Origin of the sequence: Curtobacterium sp. P97 (genome assembly GCF_023712445.1) — a bacterium.
Classification (GTDB): domain Bacteria; phylum Actinomycetota; class Actinomycetes; order Actinomycetales; family Microbacteriaceae; genus Curtobacterium.
This window is the reverse complement of sequence record NZ_JAMAYF010000006.1, coordinates 37,417-60,451: the sequence shown is the minus strand read 5'-3', so window position 1 is coordinate 60,451 and position 23,035 is coordinate 37,417. Positions and strand designations below refer to the sequence as shown.

Here is a 23,035-nt window from a genome sequence, read left to right as displayed (position 1 = left end):
CATGGATGAGCCACGAGACCGAGCCGGCGACCGAGAGTCCTCTGCTGAACCCTCGACCGTCCTCCGGCGGTCTCGACCGACCTGACGTCGTCGTCCGCAAGGGACGCCTGACCCTGGTCAACGGGCACCTGACGCCCCAGCAGTCGATGATCGAGGACCTGTTGTTCCTCGACGACGCGCTCACCGCCGGCGACGTCGACCACCTGCTCATCCGCGGCAACGACCGACGTCCGGTCGTCGCGGTCGACGAGCGCGACCGGCAGCGTGCCGAGAGCGCGATCATGGCCGCCGCGGTCAACGAGCCGTTCTACGCGAAGCCGCCGGGGCAGCCCGCCGTGCTCGTGCTCGACGACGGTCTCGGATCGGTGGACGAGCCGGTGCTCCGGCTCTTCCGACCCCGGCTCGAGCCGATGGGACGCCTCCGCTACGGCGCCGAGACGAGCGTGCAGCTCGAGTTCTGGCGCGTGACCGACACCGAGGTGCTCGCCCCCGTCGAGAACGCCCTGATGCGCCGCAGTCTCCCCGTCGAGGAGTTCGAGCTCGTCGACATCGAACGCTACGGCCGCACCTGGCGCACCGTCGAGCACATGTTCGACGACCACGTGTCGGACATCCGGTTCCCGATCGACATCGTCTTCTCGTGGGTCGACGGCAACGCGATCGAGTACCAGCGGGCACGTCAGGCCGCGCAGGCGAACGCCGTGCTGGGGGAGGGCGACGACGCTCCGGCGCGCTTCCGACAGATCGACGAGCTGAAGTACGCGCTGCGCTCCGTCCACACCTTCGCGCCGTGGATCCGCCAGATCTACATCGCGACGGACTCGCCGGCGCCCGCGTGGCTCGCCGACCACCCGAAGGTCCGGATCGTCCGGAGCGAGGAGTTCTTCGCAGACCCCTCGGTGCTCCCGACGCACAACTCGCAGGCCGTCGAGTCGCAGCTGCACCACATCCCGGGCATCAGCGAGCACTTCATCTACTCGAACGACGACATGTTCTTCGGACGGATGGTCGAGCCGTCGGTGTTCTTCAGCCCGGGGTCGGTCTCGAAGTTCATCCTCGCGACCACCCGCATCGGGCTCGGGACGAACAACCCGGCACGGAGCGGGTTCGAGAACTCCGCCCGCGTCAACCGTCGCCTGCTGCAGCAGCGCTTCGGCGCGGTGACCACACGGCACCTCGAGCACGCGCCCACACCGCTGCGCGCCTCGATCATGACCGAGATGGAGCACGAGTTCGCGGACGAGTTCCGCGCGACGATGGCATCGCGGTTCCGCGCGGCCGAGAACATCTCCGTAACGAACTCCCTGTACCACTACTACGCGCTGCTCACCGGTCGGGCGATCGTGCAGGAGAACGCTCCGGTGCGCTACGTCGACACGACCATGCAGTCCGGGCTGAAGGCGCTGGAGGACCTGCTCAAGAAGCGGAACGTCGACTTCTTCTGCCTGAACGACGGGAGCTTCCCGGAGGTCTCCGATGACGAGCGCACCCGGCGCGTGACGGACTTCCTCGAGAAGTACTTCCCGTTCCCGGCGCCGTGGGAGCAGGACGCGCAGTAGCCCCCAGCGGACCGTCCGGCCCGGTCTCCCTCGTGGCGGCGAGCGGGCCAGCCCTGGCGCCGCCGAGCGAGCGGGTCTTTCCTGTCGCGCTCAGCGCGCTGGCGCGACGAGTCGTGCCCGCCGGACGACCGGCGCGCGGCATGTCGTGCTCGCTCGGCGGGCAGGAGTGGCCTCAGCGACGGACGGGAGGCTCGGCGCGCGTCCCACAGGGACGTCACCCGCATGGCGGTGTGCGGCCTGCAGCGACGTCAGGCCGTCATCGGCGGACGGCCGTCAATGACGGACAGCCGTCGAGGACGGACAGCCGTCAGCGGCGGACGGGGGAGGTGGGCACCGTGTCGAGGGTGAACACCGGGATGCTCGAGGTGACGGGCGCCGGCTCGACGGCCGGGGCGATGGCGATGCCGGCCGCCGCGAGACGCGCCTCCGTCTGCTCCGACGACACCGGTTCGCCGACCGTGGAGTAGTGGCCGATCGGCACCACCGAGTGCACGACGTTGTTCCCGTACACGTGGACGAGGTTGAACGACTGCGCGCCGTCCTGCCCCCGTGTACCGCCCTGGTACTCCGTGAGGTCCTGCGTGTAACAGGTGGCACTCGCAACGGACACGGGCACGCCCGCGAACACGGCGCTCGTCGAGTAGTGCAGGTGTCCGGCGATGATCGAGATGACGTCCGACCCCTCGACCACCTCCGCGAGGGCCGCCTGGTCGCGCAGTTCGACGAGGACGGCGAGGTCCTGCACGCTCGGCACGGGTGGGTGGTGCATGGCGAGGATCGTGCCGTGCGGCGCCGCCTCGGACAGCACCTCGGCGAGCCAGTCGAGCTGCGCGGGGGAGACCTCGCCGTGGTGTGCCCCCGGCACGCTCGTGTCGAGGGTGATCACGCGGAGGCCGTTCACGTCGTAGACGAAGTCGACCGGACGATCGGTCGGCTGCAGCCCGAAGAGCTCCTGGCGGAAGGCCCCGCGCTCGTCGTGGTTCCCCATGGCCCAGATGACCTGCGCGCCGATCCGGCGGGCAGCCGGCTCGACGATGTCGCGGATCCGGACGTAGGCACCGGCTTCGCCCTTGTCGGCGACGTCGCCGGTGACGACGATGGCCTCCGGGTGGGTGCCGGAGGCCTCGATGTCGGCGACGATCGCCGAGAGCCGTGCTGCGGAGTCGACGTCGCCGTAGAGCGCGCCGTCACCCGCCACGAGGTGGGTGTCGCTGAGGTGGAGGAGGAAGTGGTTCGGCCTGGGGTGTTCGGCCGTCCGGCTGTCCATCGGTCTCTCGTTCCGTTGGCGGATGCGTGGTGCAACACGTTGCCACACCGTCGATGACGAGTCCAGCACGCCACTCTGAATGCACGGTGAACCGGGAGTGGCGAGTCTGCACCAGAACAGGCGAACGAACGAGCCCCCCGACCACGGTGTGGTCGAGGGGCTCGTTCGTTCTTGCCGAGGAACCTAGTGGTTGCCTGCGCCCAGCGCGGGAGCCTGGGCCTGGTGGTCGCCCTCCAGCTCCGGGCCGTGGTGCGCGGCGTGCGCTGCCTCGAGCTCGGCCTTCGTGACCGGCGCGATGCGGTCCTCGAAGAAGAAGCGGGACAGGTTCGCACGGACCTTCTGCACACCGGTGATCCGACCCTTGGCGTCCGGACGGACCATGAGCGGCTTGTACTCGTTGAACTGCAGGAGCTTCCAGCGCTCGTACTCGTCGAGCTGCTCGTGCACCTCGATGTACTCGCCGTGCGGGAGCCGGACGATGCGACCCGACTCGTAGCCGTGCAGGACGATCTCGCGGTCCTTCTTCTGCAGCGCCAGGCAGACCCGCTTCGTGATCCAGAAGGCGACGAACGGACCGAGGACCGTCGTGGCCTGGATGACGTGGATCACGTGCTCGATCGACACCATGAAGTGCGTCGCGATGATGTCCGACGAGGCAGCGGCCCAGAGCGACGCGTAGAGCGTGATGCCCGCGGCACCGAAGGCGGTACGGGTCGGAGCGTTGCGCGGACGGTCGGCCAGGTGGTGCTCACGCTTGTCGCCCGTGACCCACGCCTCGAGGAACGGGTAGGCGAACATCGCGATGATGAGCGCCATGAGGACGGCGATCGGGACGAGGATGTTGAACGACACCGTGTAGCCGAACCACACGACCTCCCAGTGCGGCGGCACCAGACGGAGCGCACCGTCCGCGAAGCCGATGTACCAGTCGGGCTGGGTACCGGCGGACACGGGGGAGGGGTCGTACGGGCCGTAGTTCCAGATCGGGTTGATCGTGAACAGCGACGCGATGAGGGCGAGGATGCCCGCGACGATGAAGAAGAAGCCACCGGCCTTCGCGGCGAACGCCGGGAGGATCGGGACGCCGACGACGTTCTCGTTGGTCTTGCCGGGGCCCGCGAACTGCGTGTGCTTGTTGATGACGACGAGCACGAGGTGGACACCGAGCACCGCGACGAGGATCGCCGGGAGCAGCAGGATGTGCAGCGTGTAGAGGCGGCCGACGATGTCCGTGCCCGGGAACTCGCCACCGAACAGCAGGTAGGCGATCCACACGCCGATCACCGGGACGCCCTCGATCATGCCGACGATGATGCGCAGGCCGTTGCCGGAGAGCAGGTCGTCGGGGAGCGAGTAGCCGGTGAAGCCCTCGGCCATGGCCAGGACCCAGAGCACGAAGCCGAAGACCCAGTTGAGCTCACGCGGCTTGCGGAATGCACCGGTGAAGAACACGCGGGCCATGTGCAGCATCACCGAGGCGACGAACAGCAGGGCGGCCCAGTGGTGGATCTGTCGGACGAACAGACCACCGCGGATGTCGAAGGAGATGTTCAGCGTGGACTGCAGCGCGGTCGACATCTCGACGCCCTTGAGCGGGACGTACGAGCCGTTGTAGACGACCTCGGTCATCGACGCCTGGAAGAAGAACGTCAGGAAGGTCCCCGACAGCAGGACGACGACGAAGCTGTACAGCGCGACCTCGCCGAGCATGAAGCTCCAGTGGTCGGGGAAGATCTTGCGCCCGACCTCCTTCACCAGGCCCGAGATGCTCGTGCGCTCGTCGATGTAGTTGGCGGTGGCCCCGATGAGTCGGGACCCGCGCGTCGGCTCGGGCCGTGTGGCCGTGGCCGGCGCGCTCGTGGTGGTGGTGCTGGTCATCAGCGTTCACGCTCCCAGAAGGACGGTCCGACCGGCTCGTGGAAGTCGCTCTGTGCGACCAGGTAGCCGTCGTCGTCGATCGCGATCGGAAGTTGGGGGAGGGGACGTGCAGCCGGGCCGAAGATGACCTCGCAGTTGTTCGAGACGTCGAACGTCGACTGGTGGCACGGGCACAGCAGGTGGTGCGTCTGCTGCTCGTAGAGCGCGACCGGGCACCCGACGTGGGTGCAGATCTTGGAGTAGGCGACGATGCCGTCGTAGCCCCAGTCCTCGTGCCCCGCGGAGGGGTTGAGGTCCTTCGGGTCGAGACGCATGAGGAGGACGGAGGCCTTGGCCTTCTCCTCGAGCATGTGCTCGGAGTCGAGCATGCCGTCCGGGATGACGTGGAAGACCGAACCGATGGTGACGTCCGACGCCTTGATCGGCAGACCCGTCGGGTCCTTCGTCAGGCGCATGCCGGACTTCCAGAAGGTGTGGCGCAGGAGCTCGTTCGGGTCCTCCGCCGGGGCGAAGTCACGGACGAGGACGACACCGGGCAGCGGGAAGGCCACCAGGGCACCGATCATCGAGTTGCGGATCAGCTTGCGACGGCTGAACCCGGACTCCTTGTCGGCGAGCTGGAACGCCTCGACCGCCTTGGCACGGGTCGCGTCGGTGCCACGGGTGCTGTGACGCAGTTCCGTGATCTCGCGGTCCACGACGAGCGACTTCGACCAGTAGACGGCGCCGAGGCCCAGCGCGAGCAGGGCCAGGGCGATCGCCAGACCGAGCCAGAGGTTGCCGGCACGGACCGTCCCGAAGTCCTCGGGGTCGATCGGGAAGGCGATGTACGCGGCGATCGCGAGGACGCTGCCCACGATGGACAGGTAGAAGAACGTGGCGACCTGACGCTCGGCCAGACGCTGCTTCTTCGGGTCGACATCGGTGCGGCGCGCGCGGTGCGGCGGCTCACCCGGGTTCTCGAACGGGTCCGCGGGGACGACCGCGATCCCGGCCGACGTGCTGGTCGCGCCGTGCTTCTCGACAGCCGAGGACGAGTTCACTGCCTCGTCGTCGTGCTCTGCCATGGTGTTCCCTTCAGTGTCGTTCGACACGGACGATCAGTTGGACTTCGCGGTCAGCCAGACGGTCATCGCGACGACCGCGCCGAGTCCGAAGATCCAGATGAACAGACCCTCTGCCACCGGGCCGAGGGAGCCGAGGGCGAACCCGCCCGGGGACTTGTTGTCCTGCACGTACTTGAGGTACGTGATGATGTCGGCCTTCTGCTCCGGCGTCAGGTTGAGGTCGTTGAAGACCGGCATGTTCTGCGGGCCCGTGACCATGGCCTCGTAGATGTGCTTGCCGGAGACCGACTGCAGGTTCGGGGCGTACTTGCCCTCGGTCAGCGCACCACCGGCGCCGGCCACGTTGTGGCACATCGCGCAGTTGATGCGGAAGAGCTCGGCACCCTCGGCAGCGTCACCGCCACCGTTCGTGAGGTCGGAGGAGGGGATCGACGGGCCGGGGCCGAGCGACGCGACGTAGGCGCCCATCGCGTCGATCTGCTCGTCCGTGAACTGGGCGGGCTTCTCCTCGGCCTGGGGGCCCTGCGCGGCCATCGGCATGCGACCGGTCCCGACCTGGAAGTCGACCGACGCGGCACCGACACCGATGAGGGACGGACCCTCGCCGGTGCCCTGCGCGTCGAGACCGTGGCAGGTGGCGCAGTTCGAGGCGAAGAGCTTCTCGCCCTCGTTGACCTTGGACTGGCTGGACACCGCGGAGGTGGTGCTGTCGTCGGCGTTGGCCGTCGAGCTGAACAGCGCGTACGCACCGCCGGTGGTCATGAGACCGACGACGATGAGCGAGACGGTCGCCATCGGGGAACGGCGGCCCTTCTTGGACTTGCTTCTGGTGAACATGCGGTGGGGGGTGTCCAGTTCCTACTTGAGAAGGTAGATGACAGCGAAGAGGCCGATCCAGACCACGTCGACGAAGTGCCAGTAGTACGACACGACGATCGCGGTGGTCGCCTCCTTGTGCCCGAAGTTCTTGGCGGCGAAGCCGCGGCCGAGGGTCAGGAGGAAGGCGATGAGACCACCCGTGACGTGCAGGCCGTGGAAGCCGGTGGTCATGTAGAACGCGGAGCCGTAGGCGCTCGACGAGAGCGTCACGCCCTCGTGCCAGAGGTTCGCGTACTCGAAGATCTGGCCGCAGACGAAGATCGCGCCCATGCAGTACGTGACGAAGAACCACTCCGTCATGCCCCAGTCCTTCGGGTTCCAGCTCGTGCGGTGCACCTGGAAGCGCTCCGCGGCGAACACCGCGAACTGGCAGGCGAAGCTGGACAGCACCAGGATGATCGTGTTCACCGAGGCGAACGGCACCTCGAGCTTGGCGGTCTCGGTCGCCCAGAGCTCGGGCGAGGTGCTGCGCAGGGTGAAGTAGATCGCGAACAGGCCGGCGAAGAACATGACCTCGCTGCCCAGCCACACGATCGTCCCCACGGCAACGGCGTTCGGCCTGTTCAGGACCGGACCGCTGGCGGATCTGGAGAGAGGGGTGCTAGTCACGTCCTCCATTATGGCCGAAACCACTGACAGTGTTTTCGCAGGACACTGGCGGGTCGTTCGAACTCAGTACGATCGAGCCATGTCCCACGCACTCTCCTGGCCTGCAGTGATCAGCGCGCTCATGGCGCACGAGGACCTCTCGATCAGGCAGTCCACGTGGGCCATGGAGGAGATCGTCCAGGGACGTGCGACCGCCGCACAGATCGCGGCCTTCGCGGTCGCGCTCCGCGCCAAGGGGGAGACCGTCGACGAGGTCGTGGGCTTCCGCGACGCCATCCTCGACGCCGCCGTCCCGCTGGACGTCGACCCGATGGCGCTCGACATCGTGGGCACCGGCGGCGACGTCGTCGGCACCGTCAACGTCTCGACGATGGCCGCGATCGTCATCGCGGCCGCGGGCGTGCCGGTCGTCAAGCACGGCAACCGCGCGAGCTCGTCGAAGTCCGGCTCGAGCGACGTGCTCGCCGCGCTCGGACTCGACCTCACGATGGACGCCGCGCGTGTCGCGGACACCTTCCGGCGTGTCGGTCTGACGTTCGCGTTCGCGAGCGCGTTCCACCCCGGCTTCGCGCACGCGGCACCGGTGCGGCGCGAGATCGGGGTGCCGACGGTCTTCAACTTCCTCGGCCCGCTGGTGAACCCGGCACGGTGCGAGGCGAACGCCGTGGGCGTCGCACAGCTCGAGCTCGTCCCGATCATCACGGGCGTCTTCCAGACCCGTGGCGCGACGGCGCTCGTGTTCCGCGGCGACGACGGCCTCGACGAGCTGACCACGACGGGCCACTCCCACATCTGGGAGGTCACGGGCGGCCGCGTCACCGAGCACGACCTCGACCCGCGCGACCTCGGGATCGCCCGCGCGCGAACCGAGGACCTGCTCGGCGGCGACCCGGAGCACAACGCCGCCGTCGTGCACCGCGTGCTGGCGGGGGAGACCGGTCCGGTCCGCGACATCGTGCTGCTCAACGCCGCCGCCGGCCTGGTGTCCTTCCGCCTCGCCGAGGACCCCGAGCAGGCGGACCGACCGATCCTGCAGCGCTTCCGCGAGCAGCTCGCCGTCGCAGCCGGGGCCGTCGACTCCGGCGCCGCCGCGCGGAAGCTCGCCGACTGGGTCGGCGCCGCGCCGGCGGCCTGAGCAGCCCCGCGCGGGACGCCGGCGTCGGCGCGAGCCGCACCGGAGACGACGAGACGCCCCCGGATCCGGGGGCGTCTCGTCGTACGGGCGGCGTCCCGTGGCGAGCAGACGGACACGAGGACGCCGCTCCGGACGCACCACCGCAACGGCCTGGAGGCGCGGCACCGGCCCGTGGGACCGGCACCGCGCCTCCGTGCGGTCACCTCGTCAGTGCGTCAGCGCACGTCCTCGTCGACCCAGTCGAAGGTCTTCGTGACGGCCTTCTTCCACAGGCGGAGCTGGCGGTCGCGCTCGGCGTCGTCGAGCTGCGGCTCCCAGCGCCGGTCCTCCTGCCAGTTGGCGCGGAGCTCGTCGAGGTTCGCCCAGAACCCGACGGCCAGACCGGCGGCGTACGCGGCTCCGAGGGCGGTGGTCTCCGCGACGACCGGACGGACGACCGGCACGTTGAGGATGTCCGCCTGGAACTGCATGAGCGCGTCGTTGGCCGTCATGCCACCGTCGACCTTGAGCTCGGTCAGGTCCACGCCGGAGTCCGCGTTCACGGCGTCGAGGACCTCGCGGGTCTGCAGCGCCGTCGCTTCGAGGGCGGCACGCGCGATGTGCCCCTTGTTGACGTAGCGGGTCAGGCCGACCAGGGCACCGCGGGCATCCGGTCGCCAGTACGGCGCGAACAGGCCCGAGAACGCCGGGACGAAGTACACGCCGCCGTTGTCCTCGACGGTCTTGGCGAGGGCCTCGACCTCCGGGGCGCTGCCGATGATGCCGAGGTTGTCGCGGAGCCACTGGATGAGCGAGCCCGTGACGGCGATCGACCCCTCGAGGGCGTAGTGCGTCTCCTGGTCGCCGAGCTTGTAGCCGACCGTGGTGAGCAGCCCGTTCTCCGACCGGACGATCTCCGTGCCCGTGTTGAAGATGAGGAAGTTGCCGGTGCCGTAGGTGTTCTTCGACTCGCCCTGGTCGAACGCGGCCTGACCGAAGGTCGCGGCCTGCTGGTCGCCGAGGATGCCGGCGATCGGGACCTCGCGGAGCAGGCTGGAGGACTCGACGTGGCCGTAGACCTCGGAGGAGCTGACGATCTCCGGGAGCATCGACTTCGGCACCCCGAAGTCGGCCAGGATGTCGTCGCGCCACTGGAGCGTCTCGAGGTCCATGAACAGCGTGCGGGACGCGTTCGTGACGTCGGTCTTGTGGACGCCGCCGTCGGTGCCACCCGTCAGGTTCCAGAGGACCCAGGTGTCGGTGGTGCCGAAGAGCAGGTCGCCCGCCTCGGCCTTCTCGCGCGCACCCTCGACGTTGTCGAGGATCCAGGCGATCTTGGTGCCGGCGAAGTACGTGGCGAGGGGCAGGCCGACGATCGCCTTGTAGCGGTCGGTGTCACCGTCGGCGAGCTCGTCGACGATCGACTGCGTGCGGGTGTCCTGCCAGACGATGGCGTTGTAGACGGCCTTGCCGGTGTTCTTGTCCCAGACCACGGCGGTCTCGCGCTGGTTGGTGATGCCGACCGCCGCGACGTCGTGGCGGGTGATGTCGGCGCGGGACAGGGCCTGGCCGATGACCTCGCGGACGTTGTCCCAGATCTCCGCCGGGTCGTGCTCGACCCAACCGGCACGCGGGAAGATCTGCTCGTGCTCCTTCTGGCCGACCGACTTGATCGAGCCGGAGTGGTCGAAGACGATGGCGCGCGTCGAGGTCGTGCCCTGGTCGATGGCGACGATGTAGTCGGCCATGGGTTCTCCTTGGGTTGCGTTCGGTGTGGTGGACGGGTGGTCGTCAGGAGACGACGGGGAGCAGGAAGGTCGAGGCACCGGCGGCGAGGGCACCACCGACGAGCGGGCCGACGACCGGGACCCAGGCGTAGGACCAGTCGCTGGAACCCTTGCCCTTGATCGGGAGGATCGCGTGGGCGATGCGCGGGCCGAGGTCACGCGCCGGGTTGATGGCGTAGCCGGTGGGGCCACCGAGCGAGACACCGATCGCGATCACGAGGAAGGCGACGGGGACGGCACCGAGCTCGGCCGGGGTCTTGCCGTTGGTGAAGGCGAGCACGACGAACACGAGCACGAAGGTGCCGATGACCTCGGTGACGACGTTCCAGCCGTAGCTGCGGATGGCCGGGCCGGTCGAGAAGACACCGAGCTTGGCGGCCGCGTCGGGCTCCTCGTCGAAGTGCTGCTTGTACGCCAGCCAGACGATGACGGCACCGATGATCGCGCCGATGAGCTGGGCGATCCAGTAGAGGAACATCTCGCCGACGGTGATCTTGCCCAGCAGGGCGAGGCCGAGGCTCACGGCGGGGTTGAGCTGACCACCGGAGCTGTACGACACGGTGACGCCGGCGAAGACCGCGAAGCCCCAACCGATCGTGACCATGAGGAAGCCGGCGCCGAAGCCCTTGGACTTCGTCAGCGAGACGGCGGCGACGACACCGCCACCGAGGATGATGAGCAACGCCGTACCGACGAGCTCTGACATGAAATTGACGCCGATGCCGTCCATCGGTGACCTCCAGTGCGAGTGGTGGGGGTCCGGTGGCTGCTGCGTCCGGCACTCCCCGTCGAGTGATTGGGGCCGAGCATAGTGAGGCGAATCGTCGCGACGCGATCACGCAACGAGTCGAGTCCGCGAAACTGCACGAACGTGCACGAGCGGTGTGCGGTCCGGCATCCCGCACCGGGGCCGCGGGAGCATGGCCCTGCACGAACGTGCACCCGAGGCGAACGGGCGGTCGCTGTAGGGTGAACGCACTCCGGTCGACGACGGCGGTGTGGATCCGCCCGCGGTCGACCCCCGTCCTCGTGGAGGTCCGTCATGAAGAAGCTCATCAACGATCCGCACGACGTCGTGACCGAGACCGTCCGTGGGTTCGCCCGGGCGCACGAGGGGCACGTCGTCCTGGTCGAGGACCCGATCCACCTGCACCGCGCCGACGCCCCCGTCCGCGGCAAGGTCGGCATCGTGAGCGGCGGCGGCAGCGGGCACGAGCCGCTCCACGCCGGGTTCATCGGCCACGGCATGCTCGACGCAGCCGTGCCGGGGCCGGTCTTCACCAGTCCGACCCCGGACCCCATCGTCGCCGCGACGAAGGCGGTGGACGGGGGAGCGGGCGTGCTCCACATCGTGAAGAACTACACCGGCGACGTCCTCAACTTCGAGACCGCGGCGGAGCTGGCCGAGCTGGAGGACATCCGCGTCGAGTCCGTCGTCGTCGACGACGACGTCGCCGTGCAGGACTCGCTCTACACGGCAGGACGCCGCGGCGTGGCCGGCACCGTCGTGGTCGAGAAGTGCGCCGGCGCCGCAGCCGAGCGCGGCGACGACCTCGACGCCGTCGCGGCGGTCGCCCGCCGCGTCAACGAGGTCACCCGGTCGATGGGCCTGGCCCTGGGCTCCGGCACCGTCCCGCACGCGGGGGAGCCGTCCTTCACGCTCGCCGACGACGAGGTCGAGCTCGGGATCGGCATCCACGGCGAGCCCGGCCGCGAGCGCATCCCGATGGCTCCGGCCGACCAACTCGTCGACCGCGTGCTCGAACCGGTGCTCGCCGACCTCGACGCGCCTGCGGGCTCGCAGCTGCTGCTCCTCGTGAACGGGATGGGCGGGACCCCGCTGTCCGAGCTCTACATCGTCTACCGGCGCGCCGCCGAGGTCCTCACGGACCGTGGCCACCACGTCGCGCGTAGCGTGGTCGGCGACTACGTCACGTCCCTCGAGATGCCGGGCTTCTCGATCACCGTCACGGTGCTCGACGAGGAGCTCACGGCACTCTGGGACGCCCCGGTGGAGACCCCGGCGCTGCGCTGGGGTCGCTGACCACCGTCCACCATCCAGGAAGGAACACGAATTGGCGCTCGACACCGCATGGGCCATCGACTGGGTGCGCCGCACCGCCGCGACGATCGACGACCACCGCGCCGAGCTCGTCACGCTCGACCGTGAGATCGGCGACGGCGACCACGGAGAGAACCTCGACCGGGGGTTCCGCGCCGTGCTCGAGACCGTCGACGGCGGCTCCTTCGACACCCCCGGAGCGGTCTTCAAGGCCGTCGCGACGAAGCTCATCTCGACGGTGGGCGGTGCCGCCGGTCCGCTCTTCGGGACCGCCTACCTGAAGGCCGCCCAGGCGGCCGGCGACGCGACCGAGCTCGACGCCGACACGGTCGTGGCCGTGCTCACCGCCGCACGCGACGGTGTCGTCTCCCGTGGCAAGGCCGAGGTCGGCGACAAGACGATGGTCGACGCGTGGTCCGCGGCCGTCGACGCCGCGACCGCCGCTGCGGCGGCCGGCGACGGGCCGGAGCGCGTGCTCGAGGCCGCCGCCGACGCCGCCGTGACCGGCGCCGAGTCGACCGACCCCCTCGTCGCCCGCAAGGGCCGCGCCAGCTACCTCGGGGAGCGGGCGATCGGACACCGCGACCCCGGGGCGCAGTCGACGGCGTACATCCTGCGCGCAGCGGTGGACGCCGCGTGACCGTCGGGATCCTGGTCGTCTCGCACAGCGCGGCGATCGCGACCGGCACCGTCGAGCTCGCCCGCCAGATGGCCGCGGACGTCCCGATGGTGGCCGCCGGCGGCACGGACGACGGCGGCATCGGGACGTCCTTCGAGGCGATCGCCGACGGCATCCAGGAGCTCGCGCCGGCGGACGCCGTCGTCGTGCTCTGCGACCTCGGCTCCGCCTACCTGACCACCGACACCGCACTGGACTTCCTCGACGAGGCCGACCGCGACCGGGTGCACGTCTCGCAGGCCCCGCTGGTCGAGGGCACGGTGGCCGCGGCGGTCGCCGCGCAGACCGGCGGCGACGTCGACGCCGTCCTGGCCGCTGCGTCATCGGCCGCACGGTCCGCGGACGACGACGAGAGCGCCTCCGACCCGACGGGGGACCAGCCGGGAGGCACGGCGCCCGCCGACGACGCGGATCCGACCGACGGGGCGGTCACCGAGACCGTCGAACTGGTCAACGAGAGCGGCCTGCACGCCCGGCCCGCGGCCGAGTTCGTGAAGGCCGCCGCGAAGCACGAGTCGCGCGTCCGCGTCAACGGCGTCGACGCGAAGAGCCTCCTCGCGATCATGGCGCTCGCCCTGCCGAAGGGCGCGAGCGTGACGATCGAGGCGGACGGACCCGACGCACGGGACGCCGTCGACACCCTCGTCGCGCTCGTCCGCTCCGGCTTCGGCGAGTGACGAGCGCCGCCGCGCGCGCCGAGGGGGCGGGCGCGGCGGAGGTGCTCAGCGTCCGGGTGTCACGAACTCCTGCAGCCCCGTGACCCGGAGCAGGTCCAGCTTCGCGGCGTCCTCGCTGCCGGGCACCGCCGTGTAGACCACGATCCGCAGGTCGCTGCCCGGCACGCTGAGCACGTCGCAGTCGATCTCCACCGGGCCGACCGGGGTGTGCACGACCTTGCGACTGGTCCGGTGCTCGGCGATGCGCCCGCCGTGCCAGCGCCGCTCGAACTCCGGGGACGCACGGCGCAGCCGTGCCACCAGCTCCGCGAGACGCCGATCCGCCGGGTACCGGCCCAGGGCGGAGCGGAGGTCGGCGACCAGGTCGCTCGAGAAGTCCTCCTGGTGGGTGTCGTCCCACTCGACGCCGTCGTGCCCCTGCGTGAAGTGCCGCCACACGAGGTTCGCCTCGAGGCCCGTCCAGCGCCCGGGGTCGCCGGAGACCGTGGCCCAGAGGTCGTTCCACAGCACGATGTCGTGCGCCGCCGTGAACACGGCCAGCGGGACGTCCCCGAGCCGGTCGAGCATGCGGTGCACGCCGGGCGGGACGTGGCGGGGGACCTCGCCCCGCGAGGGCACCGCGGCGCCCGCGACCCGGAACAGGTGGTCGCGTTCGGCCTCGGTGAGCCGGAGCGCGGTCGCGAGTGCGCCGAGCAGCTGCGGTGAGGGGTTCGTCGCCCTGCCCTGCTCCAGGCGCACCACGTAGTCGACGCTGACCCCGGCCAGGGTCGCCAGCTCCTCGCGTCGGAGCCCGGCGGTGCGCCGGCCCGGCCCCGCCGGCAGTCCGACCTCGGCCGGACGCACCCGGTCACGCCAGGCGCGCAACACCTCCGCGAACTCGCTCATGCGACCATCATCACCCGGTTCGGGCAGGCGGTCCTGGTACTGCCGGTCCCACCGTCGACCGGTGCCTGGGAACCCGACGGCGACGCGGGCATCGTGGACGGCATGACCACCACACTCATCACCGGGGCCAACCGTTCGCTCGGCCTCGAGACCGCACGCCGACTCGTCGAGGCCGGGCACACCGTGTACGCCGGCATGCGTGACCCCGCCTCCGGGGACGAGGCGCGCGCCCTCGGCGCGCACGTCGTGGCGCTCGACGTCACCGAGCAGGCGAGCGTCGACGCCGCGCTCGCGTCACTGCCGGAACTCGACGTGCTCGTGAACAACGCGGGGGTGCTCGGGACCGCGTTCGGCGTCGACGACCTCGACGCGGACGCGATGGCCGACGTGCTCGACACGAACGTCGTCGGGGTCGTCCGGGTGACGCAGGCGGCCCTGCCGCTGCTGCGTCGCTCGTCGAACCCGGTGATCGTCAACGTCGCGTCCGGCGTCGGCTTCGCGCGCTGGCTCATCACGCCCGGTCGCGACGAGCACCCGGTCCCCGCCGTGCCGTACGCGGCGTCGAAGGCGGCGCTCATCGCCGCGACGGTGCAGTACGCGAAGAACCTGCCCGGGTTCCGCGTGAACGCGACCGACCCCGGCTACACCGCGACCGCGTTCAACGGCTTCGGCGGGCACCAGACCGTCACGGAGGGCACGGACGCGACGGTGGCGCTCGCGCAGGTCGGCCCGGACGGACCGACGGGGGAGTTCCACGACCGGACCGGCCGCATCGAGTACTGACCGGGCGGCGGACGGGAGGCACGTGGCGGGTCCGCCACGCGCCTGCCGTCGGTCGGTCTGCCAGGATGACGGCATGCGCGCAGTCCGGTACGACCGCTTCGGTTCCATGCCCGTCATCGTCGAGCTCCCGACGCCGGAGGCACCCGTCGACGGCGTCGTCGTCACCGTCCGTGCGACCGGGGTGTGCCGGAGCGACTGGCACGCGTGGAAGGGCCACGACGACTCGGTGTCGTTGCCGCACGTGCCGGGCCACGAGTTCTCGGGGACCGTGTCGGCCGTCGGCGACGACGTCACCGGCTTCGCCGTCGGCGACCGGGTGACCGCGCCGTTCGTCTTCGCCTGCGGTACGTGCGAGCAGTGCCGCGACGGGGCCACGCAGGTGTGCACCCGGCAGCAGCAGCCCGGGTTCACGCTGCCGGGCTCGTACGCCGAGGCGGTGGTGGTGCCGCACGCCGACGTGAACCTCGTGGCGCTGCCCGACGAGGTCGGCTTCGCCGAGGCGGCGGGGCTCGGCTGCCGGTTCGGCACCGCGTACCACGCGCTGCACGCACGGGGTCGGGTCGCCGCAGGGGAGTGGGTCGCCGTCTTCGGCTGCGGCGGTGTCGGACTGTCCACCGTGCTGGTCGCCGTGGCAGCGGGCGCACGCGTGGTCGCCGTCGACGTCTCGCCGGCAGCGCTCGAGCGGGCGGCGGCACTCGGCGCGACCACGCTGCCGATGGGCGAGGACGTGGCGGCGACGGTGCACGGTGTGACCGGAGGGGGCGCGCACGTGTCGGTGGACGCCTACGGCAGCCGGGCGACCTCGCTCGCCGCGGTGGGCTCGCTCCGTCCGCGCGGTCGGCACGTGCAGGTCGGCCTGTTGCTCGACGACGAGGCCGTGCCGGTCATCCCGATGGGCAGGGTCATCGCCGACGAGCTCGAGCTGCTCGGGAGTCACGGGATCGCAGTGGGGGAGTACGCCGCGATGCTCGACGACGTGGTCGCCGGTCGGCTCCGTCCCGCCGAGTCGATCGGACGGACGATCGGGTTCGGCGACCTGCCCGATGCGCTCGAGGCGATGGACCGGCCGGCGACCGGGTCGGGGATGACCGTCGCGGTGTTCTGAGACGCCGCCGTCCCGGTCGTCCGCGACCTGCGGACAGCCAGTGTGTCATCTGACATACTGCGGGCATGACGTGGGGAAGTGGAGCGCGCGTCGAGCTCGCGGAGCTCGCAGTGATCGACGACTGTCGGCTGACGGTGCCACCGGGCGTCGACCGGGCGGACGGAGTCGTCCGCTCCTTCGTGGCGCGGATCCCACCGGGGGCGTCGACGGGGTGGCACCGGCACGACGCCTGGCAGACGGGGATCGTCGCCCGGGGGCGACTGCGACACCGGACGGCCGACGTCGTGCAGTACCACGAACCCGGTCAGGTGCTCGTCGAGGCACCCTTCGTCGACCACGAGGCGACGAACGTGTCCGACGAGGAACTGGTGCTCGTGTTCGTCGCGGCGCAGGTCGACGACTGCCCGCTGGTCACGCCGAGACCTGCGCCCTGACGCAGGGCGGGGCGATCAGGGGAGCCGCACAGACGGGAGTCCGCCCGTCTCGAGTCACCTGAGTTGACATAATATGCATTATCGGCGCTCAGCGCGGAACAGCCAGGCAGCCGGGGAACTCGCGTCCACGCACCGTTCTCGTCGCACGACGCGCCGCCGTTCGTCCGCCGTGGGTGCACGACATGCCGCTCACGATCGACGTGAACGGCATGTCGTGCGACCTGGGCGTCGTGACCGGCCGCGCATCGTGGCCGGCTCCGCGGTGGCGTTGCGGGTCCGACGGACCTGCGCGGTCGGCGGCGACGGCCGGGTCGTCAGTGCTCGGGCGTCTCGTCGCCGGTGGGCACGTCGTCGGCGTCGATCTCGAGGGCGGCCTGCTCGCTGCCGTCCTCCTCGACCTCGGAACGGTCGGTGTCCGGCTGCTCCGGCTGCTCGGCCTGGGTGGTCTCTTCTGCGGGGTCCGGCTGGCTGTACGTCATGGCGGGGACGCTACTCGGCACGGCCTGTGTCGGTCCGGGCGGTGCGGTCGTCGACGGTGACCGGACAGACGGACGGGAGGCGCGTGGCGGTGCCGCCACGCGCCTCCCGTCCGGTGGTGCTACTGGTTCTGCAGCATCTGCGTCGCCAGCACGGCGCCGAAGATCATGAAGATGATCGCGATGACGATGCCGATGACGCTCAGGACGATGCCGGCGAGGACCATGCCGCGGTTCAGGCCCCGGCGACGCGCGACGAAGCCGAGGATCAGGCCGACGATGCCGGCGATCAGACCGATGATCGAGAACAGGAAGCCGAAGACGACGGCGACGATGCCGAGCACCAGCGACCCGATGGCGAGGCCGTTGCCGCCGTTCGTCGCGGGTGCCGCGCCGGGCGTGTTCGGTGCCGGCGGGAAACCGTTCGTGGACATGGGAGCTCCTCGTGTCAGGGCCGCTGGCACGGGTTGCGTGCGGCCGTCAGCGCACACGGTAGGCGCTTCCTGCGACGTGCGTTCACATCAGCTGTACGCACCCGGTGCTGCCGGATCAGACGGCACGGTGCTGCCGGACCAGGTCCGGGAGCTCCACCGGCTCGAAGGGCTCGTCGGTGGCGTCGAGCTCCTCGGCGGTCCACCACCGCGAAGCGAGGATGTCGACGCGCTCGTCGTCGGTCCACTCGGCATCGGACAGCTCGAAGCCGGGCGTCCGGACGACGTAGAACTCGCTGTGGCCGCGGTCGTGGTCGGCCAGGTCCCACTCGACCGTGAAGTCCCAGCTCCACACGGGGTCGCCCGGATCGTCGACGACGACGCCGGTCTCCTCACGGAGCTCGCGGACGGCGGCGTCGCGGTGCGACTCCCCCGGGTCCACGCCGCCACCGGGGGTGATCCACCGGTGCGCGTGGTCGGACGACGGCGACCGCGTGTCCATGAGGAACACGCGGCCGTCCGGGTCGAGCAGGAGGATGCGGGAGGTCAGACGGAGGCCGGGCTTCGCTGTCATCCGCCCGAGGCTACCCGTCGCGCCGTCCCCCGCCCCGTGTCAGGCCGTGAAACCGCTCGTGTCGCCGACGAGCTTCGTGTGGTCGGCCGGGACCGGCTCGACGGCGGCCAGGGCGATCTCGGCCGCGAACTCGGACACGCTGTAGAGCTTCCCGACCTCCTGGCGCCGACCCTCGATCGCACCGGGGTTCAGGCGGTTGAGCAGCGTCGCCGTGATGGTGCCCTCGATCATGTCGCCGGAGACGGTCACGAACTCGATGCCGGCGGCCTCGAGCTGCGGGATGAGCTCGCGCAGCGCGAGTTCGCCGGCGCGCTTGCTCTTGGCGACGGGGACGTACTCGTCCATCGTCTCGGCGGTCTCGACGAAGTGGGCCTGGTGGCTCGTCACGAAGACGACACGCGAGCCGGCCGGCATGTGCGGCACGGCGGTCTGCAGCATGTCGACCTGTGCGTCGCGGTTCAGGCGGAGTGCGTAGTCCTCCCCCAGGTCGGCCTCCATGCCGCCGGAGGCGTTGAGCACGAGCAGGTCGATCCCGCCCCACTCGGCCACGACGCGGTCGACCATCGCCTGGACGGAGTCGTGGTCGGTCAGGTCGGCAGCCACGGCGATCGCGGAACCGCCGGCAGCGACGACCTTCTCGACGATCTGCTCGGCGCGCCGGGCCTTGTTGCGGTAGTTCACGACGACCTTCGCGCCGGCCTCGGCCAGGTAGCCGACGGTGTCGGCGCCGATACCGCGCGACGACCCCGTGACGAGGGCGCGCTTGTCGGCGAGGGATCCGGGGGCGAGGGGGTTCGTCACAGGCGTGTTCTCCAGGTCGCTGCTGTGGCCGGTCGGCCGCCGACGAGCCTACCAACCACGCGGCCCGCGCCGGGCGAGCGTCAGTCGCACCCGCGCGGACCCGAGCGTGACTTGATATGTTGAACGGAGTTGGACCGGCCGTCGCGACGCTGCACGCCGGAGCGCGCGATGCAAGGGAGGGAGATCGCGTGAACATCGACTGGATCCAGACCGTCGTCTGGATCGGACTGACACTGCTGCTGGGCGTGGTCGAGATCTTCACGCTCGACTTCATCTTCCTGATGCTCGCCGCGGGCGCGGCCGGGGGTCTGATCGCAGCGCTGGTCGGCGCGCCGTGGTGGCTCTCCGCGATCATCGCGGCCGTCGTCGCACTCGTGCTGCTCTCGCTCGTCCGCCCCCGGCTGCTCGTGGCGCTCGGCCGGAACGCCGACCCGCACCGCACCAACATCGAGGGGCTGATCGGCCTGCGCGGCACCGTCGCGGTGGCCTTCACGTCGTCGTCCCCCGGGCAGGTCCGTCTCGCGAACGGCGAGACCTGGAGCGCCCGGCTCGCCGCAGGCTCCCCCGACCGCACACCACCGCTCGGCACCCCCGTGGTCGTCGAGTCCATCGAGGGGTCGACCGCGGTCGTCCGCCTCGGAGAAAGGGCCACCTCGTGACCATCTCAGCCGGGACGATCGCCCTGATCGTCCTCGTCCTCGTCGTCGTGATCTTCGTGATCGTCGTCCTGTCCCGCGCGATCCGGATCGTGCCCCAGGCGACGGCCGGGATCGTCGAACGACTCGGCAAGTACCACAAGACGCTCAGCCCCGGACTCAACATCCTGGTGCCCTTCATCGACCGGCTCCGCCCGCTCATCGACATGCGCGAGCAGGTCGTGTCCTTCCCGCCGCAGCCGGTGATCACCGAGGACAACCTGGTGGTCTCGATCGACACCGTCGTCTACTTCCAGGTGACCGACGCACGCGCCGCCACCTACGAGATCGCGAACTACCTGGGTGCGGTCGAGCAGCTCACCACCACGACGCTCCGCAACGTCGTGGGTGGCCTCAACCTCGAAGAGGCACTGACCAGCCGCGACAACATCAACGGCCAGCTCCGGGTCGTCCTCGACGAGGCGACCGGCAAGTGGGGCATCCGGGTCGGTCGTGTCGAGCTCAAGGCGATCGAGCCGCCCGTGTCGATCCAGGACGCCATGGAGCAGCAGCTCCGCGCCGAACGGAGCCGTCGAGCCGCGATCCTGCAGGCCGAGGGCACCAAGCAGTCGGCGATCCTCGAGGCCGAGGGCCAACGGCAGGCCGCGATCCTCGCCGCCGAGGGTGACGCGAAGGCCCAGGTGCTCCGCGCCGAGGGTGAGGCGCAGGCCATCGCGACCGTCTTCGACGCGATCCACACCGGTGACCCGGACGACAAGCTGTTGTCCTACCAGTACCTGCAGACCCTGCCGAAGATCGCCGAGGGCACCGCGAACAAGCTCTGGATGATCCCGAGCGAGTTCACCGAGGCGCTGTCCGGCATCGCCAAGGGCTTCACCGGCGGGCGGACCGGCAGCGGTCCGGTCGCGGGAGCCGGTGGGGGCACGGACTTCCTGTCGCGCATCTCGAAGCTCGCGAACGAGAGCCTGGCGAACACCGCGACCGCGGACGGCGCGGCGGCGGCGAACCCCCGACCGGACGCCACCGCGGCCGACATCGTCCCGGACGCGGCGCTCGACGAGCGGCTCGAGGAGTCGAACCGCAGTGTCGACGCGCGCCTCGCCGCGGCCGACGAGGCCTCGCAGACCGCGCTCGGGGACGACCGCCAGCCGTAGGTCCCGCCGCACACGACGACGCCCGCCCCGGATCTCCCGGGGCGGGCGTCGTCGTGTCGGGGGTGGTGCTCAGGCGCCGCGACGTGCACGCAGGAACGCGAGACGCTCCTCCAGGAGCTCCTCGAGTTCCTCGCGCGAGCGACGCTCGAGCAGCATGTCCCAGTGGGTCCTCGGCGCCTTGACGTCCTCGGCAGCGACCTCGACGGGGATCCCGTCGTCGCCGAGCAGCCGTCCTTCGCGCCCCGTCCGGGGTTCCGACCACGTCTGCGGTACGTCCGCCTCGGCGGAGAAGACGACGTCGAACGTCTCCCCCGACTCGGTCTGGTAGACCGCGCGCTTCCGGTCGGAGAGCTCGACGCCCTCCTCGCTCTGGAGACTCTGGCTCCCGAGCCGCATCCCGCGGAGACTCCGATCAGCCATGTGTGTGCTCCTCTCGCTCGTCTGCCCTCCTCAACACTGTCCCACGCGGGATGCATCCCGACTGGGCGCATTCACAGAGCGTTCCCAGTGGGAGGTGGCGGTGTTCGGGAATCGCGGCGGAGCGACCGTGTCGATCGACGGCCCCACGGTGCGCACGCGAGCAGGGCGAGGAGGGCCCCGAGCGACACCAGGAGGGTGACCGACCCGGAGACGATCGTGGCGGGGGTCGTCCCGGTGCCGAGCGGCACGTCCGTGACCATCGAGGTCGCCGTGTACTCGGGGACGCGGTCGATGGTCCGCCCCGACGGGTCGATGACCTGGGACGCACCGACCGTCGAGATGTTGACGAGCGAGCGACCGGTCTCGACCGCCCGGAGCCGGGCGATCTCGAGCTGCTGCAGGTTCTCGTCGGTCCCGGAGAAGTCGGCGTTGTTCGTCTGCGCGAGGATGACCTGCGCTCCCCCGCGAGCCATGTCGGACGTGAGTCCGTCGTCGACGATGTCGAAGCAGACCGCGATCCCCGCCCTGATGCCGGCGACGTCGAGCACGTTCGGCCTGGTGCCCGGCGTGTAGTCGCGCTGCAGCAGCCCGATGAGCGACGGCGCGAGCTTCGAGAAGAACCAGCGGTCGGGCACGTACTCGCCGAAGGGGACCGGACGTTTCTTGTCGTAGGACGACTGCCAGCCGTCGGCGGTCCACACGAACGACGTGTTGTGCAGGACGCCGGACGGTGTCTGCGTGATCGCCCCGGCGACCATCGGCGCCCCGACCGTGTCGACCACGGAGTCGAGGGCGCCTGCGACGGCCGGGAAGCGCCGCGGGTCGGCCTCGGCGGCAGCCTCGGGCCAGACGACCAGGTCGACACCGCGCGCCTCGACGTCGGTCGCGGCGACCTGCGCGGCCAGGACCTCGCCCGGCTGGGCGCGGTCGAAGTACCCGGCCGGACCGTTGCCCTGCACGGCCTCGACACGGATGCTGCCGTCGACGCGGGTGGGCCAGGCGGGCACGGCCAGGACCACGGCGATCAGGAGCCCGGCGGTGGCGACGCGCGTGGACGCGGCGACGCCCGAGCCGGGTGTGCGAGGCACGACGAGCGCGAGCGACAGCACGACCGCGACGCAGTAAACGACGACGAACGTCACGCCGAGCACGCCCACGTACGCCGCGAGGTGCGTGAAGGGTCCCTGCGACTGGGACAGCCCGACGCGTCCCCACGCGAAGCCCTCGTACGGCCAGCTGCCGGAGAACCACTCGCGTCCGGTCCAGAGTCCGGCGACGACGGCCGGGAGGCCCCACACCCGCCAGGCGGTCGACGGCAGGACGCGCGCGACCCAGCGGTACGCAAGGGCGATCGCCACGCTGCCGAGGGCGAAGTACGCGGCCTCGAACAGCGCGAGCGCCAGCCACGGGACCGGACCGAGGTACCGCCCGGCCCAGGAGATCGCGGGCAGCCAGAAGGCCGCGCCGGCCACGTACCCGAGCCAGGCTGCACGTCGGGCGCGCTGCCCCATCGCGGCGAGCAGCATGCAGGCCATCGCCGGGTAGGCGAGGAACCACCAGCCCGGGGACGGGAACGACAGGGCGAAGAGCAGGCCGCCGACGACCGCGAGCGGGAACGCGAGGCGCAGCGGCAGCGCGGCGAACTCGTCGCGCCGCCCGTCCGGCAGGATCCCGGACCTGACACGGGACACCGTCGACGCCCGCGAGGCGCCTCTGACGACGCGGCGTCCCGCGGTGG

General features: G+C 70.6%; 24 protein-coding genes. 10 read left to right on the top strand and 14 right to left on the bottom strand.

The features are described 5' to 3' along the window. The first annotated feature begins 5 nt into the window (after positions 1-5). On the top strand, positions 6-1,559 hold the full coding sequence (locus M3677_RS08055) for a stealth conserved region 3 domain-containing protein (protein ID WP_081984855.1): 1,554 nt from the start codon (positions 6-8) through the stop codon (positions 1,557-1,559). Between the two features lie 307 nt (positions 1,560-1,866). Here the strand turns inward: M3677_RS08055 and M3677_RS08050 are convergent, their stop codons facing one another. The 5 genes from M3677_RS08050 to M3677_RS08030 form a co-directional block, all read right to left on the bottom strand. After that, positions 1,867-2,826, bottom strand: a complete 960-nt coding sequence (locus M3677_RS08050) for a phosphodiesterase (RefSeq protein ID WP_251160218.1) — start codon at positions 2,824-2,826, stop codon at positions 1,867-1,869. Between the two features lie 183 nt (positions 2,827-3,009). Further along, the gene (locus M3677_RS08045) at positions 3,010-4,704 is read right to left on the bottom strand and encodes a ubiquinol-cytochrome c reductase cytochrome b subunit (RefSeq protein ID WP_066654312.1); all 1,695 of its coding nucleotides are present in this window, start codon (positions 4,702-4,704) and stop codon (positions 3,010-3,012) included. After that, a complete protein-coding gene (locus M3677_RS08040; protein WP_066654314.1) occupies positions 4,704-5,771 on the bottom strand; it encodes a ubiquinol-cytochrome c reductase iron-sulfur subunit in 1,068 nt (355 codons plus the stop codon). Before M3677_RS08040 ends, M3677_RS08045 begins: the two co-directional genes overlap by 1 nt. Before the next feature lie 33 nt (positions 5,772-5,804). Then, entirely contained in the window at positions 5,805-6,608 is an 804-nt protein-coding gene (locus M3677_RS08035) for a cytochrome c (protein ID WP_251155487.1), read from the bottom strand. A gap of 21 nt (positions 6,609-6,629) precedes the next feature. Beyond that, the gene (locus tag M3677_RS08030; protein WP_058727853.1) at positions 6,630-7,268 is read right to left on the bottom strand and encodes a heme-copper oxidase subunit III; all 639 of its coding nucleotides are present in this window, start codon (positions 7,266-7,268) and stop codon (positions 6,630-6,632) included. A 70-nt stretch (positions 7,269-7,338) separates the two neighbouring features. On the opposite strand from M3677_RS08030, the gene trpD reads away from it, so the two are divergent. After that, a complete protein-coding gene (gene trpD, locus M3677_RS08025; protein WP_209682579.1) occupies positions 7,339-8,394 on the top strand; it encodes an anthranilate phosphoribosyltransferase in 1,056 nt (351 codons plus the stop codon). A 215-nt stretch (positions 8,395-8,609) separates the two neighbouring features. On the opposite strand, the gene glpK is transcribed toward trpD, so the two are convergent. Both glpK and M3677_RS08015 read right to left on the bottom strand, forming a co-directional pair. Continuing rightward, positions 8,610-10,121, bottom strand: a complete 1,512-nt coding sequence (gene glpK, locus M3677_RS08020; protein WP_209682576.1) for a glycerol kinase GlpK — start codon at positions 10,119-10,121, stop codon at positions 8,610-8,612. 43 nt (positions 10,122-10,164) lie between these two features. Beyond that, the gene (locus M3677_RS08015) at positions 10,165-10,890 is read right to left on the bottom strand and encodes an MIP/aquaporin family protein (RefSeq protein WP_251155489.1); all 726 of its coding nucleotides are present in this window, start codon (positions 10,888-10,890) and stop codon (positions 10,165-10,167) included. Between the two features lie 312 nt (positions 10,891-11,202). On the opposite strand from M3677_RS08015, the gene dhaK reads away from it, so the two are divergent. The 3 genes from dhaK to dhaM are packed head-to-tail and all read left to right on the top strand — an operon-like array spanning position 11,203 to position 13,578. Continuing rightward, complete coding sequence (dhaK, locus tag M3677_RS08010; protein WP_066654323.1) at positions 11,203-12,204, top strand: dihydroxyacetone kinase subunit DhaK; 1,002 nt, start codon at positions 11,203-11,205, stop codon at positions 12,202-12,204. Between the two features lie 31 nt (positions 12,205-12,235). Continuing rightward, positions 12,236-12,862 carry a dihydroxyacetone kinase subunit DhaL gene (gene dhaL / locus M3677_RS08005; protein ID WP_251160217.1) on the top strand — a complete coding sequence of 209 codons (627 nt, stop codon included), beginning with the start codon at positions 12,236-12,238 and terminating at the stop codon, positions 12,860-12,862. Beyond that, entirely contained in the window at positions 12,859-13,578 is a 720-nt protein-coding gene (dhaM, locus tag M3677_RS08000; RefSeq protein ID WP_251160216.1) for a dihydroxyacetone kinase phosphoryl donor subunit DhaM, read from the top strand. The genes dhaL and dhaM overlap by 4 nt, the downstream gene beginning before the upstream one ends. A gap of 45 nt (positions 13,579-13,623) precedes the next feature. Here dhaM and M3677_RS07995 read toward each other — a convergent pair whose 3' ends face one another. Beyond that, on the bottom strand, positions 13,624-14,463 hold the full coding sequence (locus M3677_RS07995) for a helix-turn-helix transcriptional regulator (RefSeq protein ID WP_251160215.1): 840 nt from the start codon (positions 14,461-14,463) through the stop codon (positions 13,624-13,626). Positions 14,464-14,565: 102 nt separating this feature from the next. Between M3677_RS07995 and M3677_RS07990 the strand changes: the two genes are divergently transcribed. From M3677_RS07990 to M3677_RS07980, 3 genes are all read left to right on the top strand, one after another. Then, a complete protein-coding gene (locus tag M3677_RS07990; protein ID WP_066658234.1) occupies positions 14,566-15,246 on the top strand; it encodes an SDR family NAD(P)-dependent oxidoreductase in 681 nt (226 codons plus the stop codon). A 73-nt stretch (positions 15,247-15,319) separates the two neighbouring features. Then, positions 15,320-16,351 (top strand): alcohol dehydrogenase catalytic domain-containing protein, encoded by a 1,032-nt coding sequence (locus M3677_RS07985; protein ID WP_066654332.1) that lies wholly within the window; start codon positions 15,320-15,322, stop codon positions 16,349-16,351. Positions 16,352-16,416: 65 nt separating this feature from the next. After that, the gene (locus tag M3677_RS07980) at positions 16,417-16,785 is read left to right on the top strand and encodes a cupin domain-containing protein (protein WP_251160214.1); all 369 of its coding nucleotides are present in this window, start codon (positions 16,417-16,419) and stop codon (positions 16,783-16,785) included. A 314-nt stretch (positions 16,786-17,099) separates the two neighbouring features. On the opposite strand, the gene M3677_RS07975 is transcribed toward M3677_RS07980, so the two are convergent. The 4 genes from M3677_RS07975 to M3677_RS07960 form a co-directional block, all read right to left on the bottom strand. Further along, positions 17,100-17,264, bottom strand: a complete 165-nt coding sequence (locus M3677_RS07975) for a hypothetical protein (RefSeq protein ID WP_158407754.1) — start codon at positions 17,262-17,264, stop codon at positions 17,100-17,102. 119 nt (positions 17,265-17,383) lie between these two features. Then, complete coding sequence (locus M3677_RS07970) at positions 17,384-17,695, bottom strand: DUF4190 domain-containing protein (RefSeq protein ID WP_066654336.1); 312 nt, start codon at positions 17,693-17,695, stop codon at positions 17,384-17,386. 115 nt (positions 17,696-17,810) lie between these two features. Continuing rightward, positions 17,811-18,266: an NUDIX hydrolase gene (locus M3677_RS07965; RefSeq protein ID WP_066654338.1), complete on the bottom strand. Its 456-nt coding sequence runs from the start codon at positions 18,264-18,266 to the stop codon at positions 17,811-17,813. A gap of 39 nt (positions 18,267-18,305) precedes the next feature. Further along, on the bottom strand, positions 18,306-19,067 hold the full coding sequence (locus tag M3677_RS07960) for an SDR family oxidoreductase (protein ID WP_251160213.1): 762 nt from the start codon (positions 19,065-19,067) through the stop codon (positions 18,306-18,308). Positions 19,068-19,255: 188 nt separating this feature from the next. On the opposite strand from M3677_RS07960, the gene M3677_RS07955 reads away from it, so the two are divergent. Beyond that, the gene (locus M3677_RS07955) at positions 19,256-19,726 is read left to right on the top strand and encodes an NfeD family protein (protein WP_066654342.1); all 471 of its coding nucleotides are present in this window, start codon (positions 19,256-19,258) and stop codon (positions 19,724-19,726) included. Further along, positions 19,723-20,877 (top strand): SPFH domain-containing protein, encoded by a 1,155-nt coding sequence (locus M3677_RS07950; RefSeq protein WP_066654344.1) that lies wholly within the window; start codon positions 19,723-19,725, stop codon positions 20,875-20,877. Before M3677_RS07955 ends, M3677_RS07950 begins: the two co-directional genes overlap by 4 nt. Positions 20,878-20,946: 69 nt before the next feature. Here the strand turns inward: M3677_RS07950 and M3677_RS07945 are convergent, their stop codons facing one another. Both M3677_RS07945 and lnt read right to left on the bottom strand, forming a co-directional pair. Continuing rightward, positions 20,947-21,297: an RNA polymerase-binding protein RbpA gene (locus M3677_RS07945; protein WP_058727838.1), complete on the bottom strand. Its 351-nt coding sequence runs from the start codon at positions 21,295-21,297 to the stop codon at positions 20,947-20,949. Between the two features lie 71 nt (positions 21,298-21,368). Continuing rightward, positions 21,369-22,988: an apolipoprotein N-acyltransferase gene (gene lnt, locus M3677_RS07940; protein ID WP_251155495.1), complete on the bottom strand. Its 1,620-nt coding sequence runs from the start codon at positions 22,986-22,988 to the stop codon at positions 21,369-21,371. Between the last annotated feature and the right edge of the window lie 47 nt (positions 22,989-23,035).

Excerpts from the sequence above, each read along its gene's own strand:
- M3677_RS08055 (WP_081984855.1), top strand. The coding sequence starts at position 6 with ATGAGCCACGAGACCGAGCCGGCGACCGAGAGTCCTCTGCTGAACCCT.
- M3677_RS08050 (WP_251160218.1), bottom strand. The coding sequence starts at position 2,826 with ATGGACAGCCGGACGGCCGAACACCCCAGGCCGAACCACTTCCTCCTC.
- M3677_RS08045 (WP_066654312.1), bottom strand. The coding sequence starts at position 4,704 with ATGACCAGCACCACCACCACGAGCGCGCCGGCCACGGCCACACGGCCC.
- M3677_RS08040 (WP_066654314.1), bottom strand. The coding sequence starts at position 5,771 with ATGGCAGAGCACGACGACGAGGCAGTGAACTCGTCCTCGGCTGTCGAG.
- M3677_RS08035 (WP_251155487.1), bottom strand. The coding sequence starts at position 6,608 with ATGTTCACCAGAAGCAAGTCCAAGAAGGGCCGCCGTTCCCCGATGGCG.
- M3677_RS08030 (WP_058727853.1), bottom strand. The coding sequence starts at position 7,268 with ATGGAGGACGTGACTAGCACCCCTCTCTCCAGATCCGCCAGCGGTCCG.
- trpD (WP_209682579.1), top strand. The coding sequence starts at position 7,339 with ATGTCCCACGCACTCTCCTGGCCTGCAGTGATCAGCGCGCTCATGGCG.
- glpK (WP_209682576.1), bottom strand. The coding sequence starts at position 10,121 with ATGGCCGACTACATCGTCGCCATCGACCAGGGCACGACCTCGACGCGC.
- M3677_RS08015 (WP_251155489.1), bottom strand. The coding sequence starts at position 10,890 with ATGGACGGCATCGGCGTCAATTTCATGTCAGAGCTCGTCGGTACGGCG.
- dhaK (WP_066654323.1), top strand. The coding sequence starts at position 11,203 with ATGAAGAAGCTCATCAACGATCCGCACGACGTCGTGACCGAGACCGTC.
- M3677_RS07995 (WP_251160215.1), bottom strand. The coding sequence starts at position 14,463 with ATGAGCGAGTTCGCGGAGGTGTTGCGCGCCTGGCGTGACCGGGTGCGT.
- M3677_RS07990 (WP_066658234.1), top strand. The coding sequence starts at position 14,566 with ATGACCACCACACTCATCACCGGGGCCAACCGTTCGCTCGGCCTCGAG.
- M3677_RS07985 (WP_066654332.1), top strand. The coding sequence starts at position 15,320 with ATGCGCGCAGTCCGGTACGACCGCTTCGGTTCCATGCCCGTCATCGTC.
- M3677_RS07980 (WP_251160214.1), top strand. The coding sequence starts at position 16,417 with ATGACGTGGGGAAGTGGAGCGCGCGTCGAGCTCGCGGAGCTCGCAGTG.
- M3677_RS07975 (WP_158407754.1), bottom strand. The coding sequence starts at position 17,264 with ATGACGTACAGCCAGCCGGACCCCGCAGAAGAGACCACCCAGGCCGAG.
- M3677_RS07970 (WP_066654336.1), bottom strand. The coding sequence starts at position 17,695 with ATGTCCACGAACGGTTTCCCGCCGGCACCGAACACGCCCGGCGCGGCA.
- M3677_RS07965 (WP_066654338.1), bottom strand. The coding sequence starts at position 18,266 with ATGACAGCGAAGCCCGGCCTCCGTCTGACCTCCCGCATCCTCCTGCTC.
- M3677_RS07945 (WP_058727838.1), bottom strand. The coding sequence starts at position 21,297 with ATGGCTGATCGGAGTCTCCGCGGGATGCGGCTCGGGAGCCAGAGTCTC.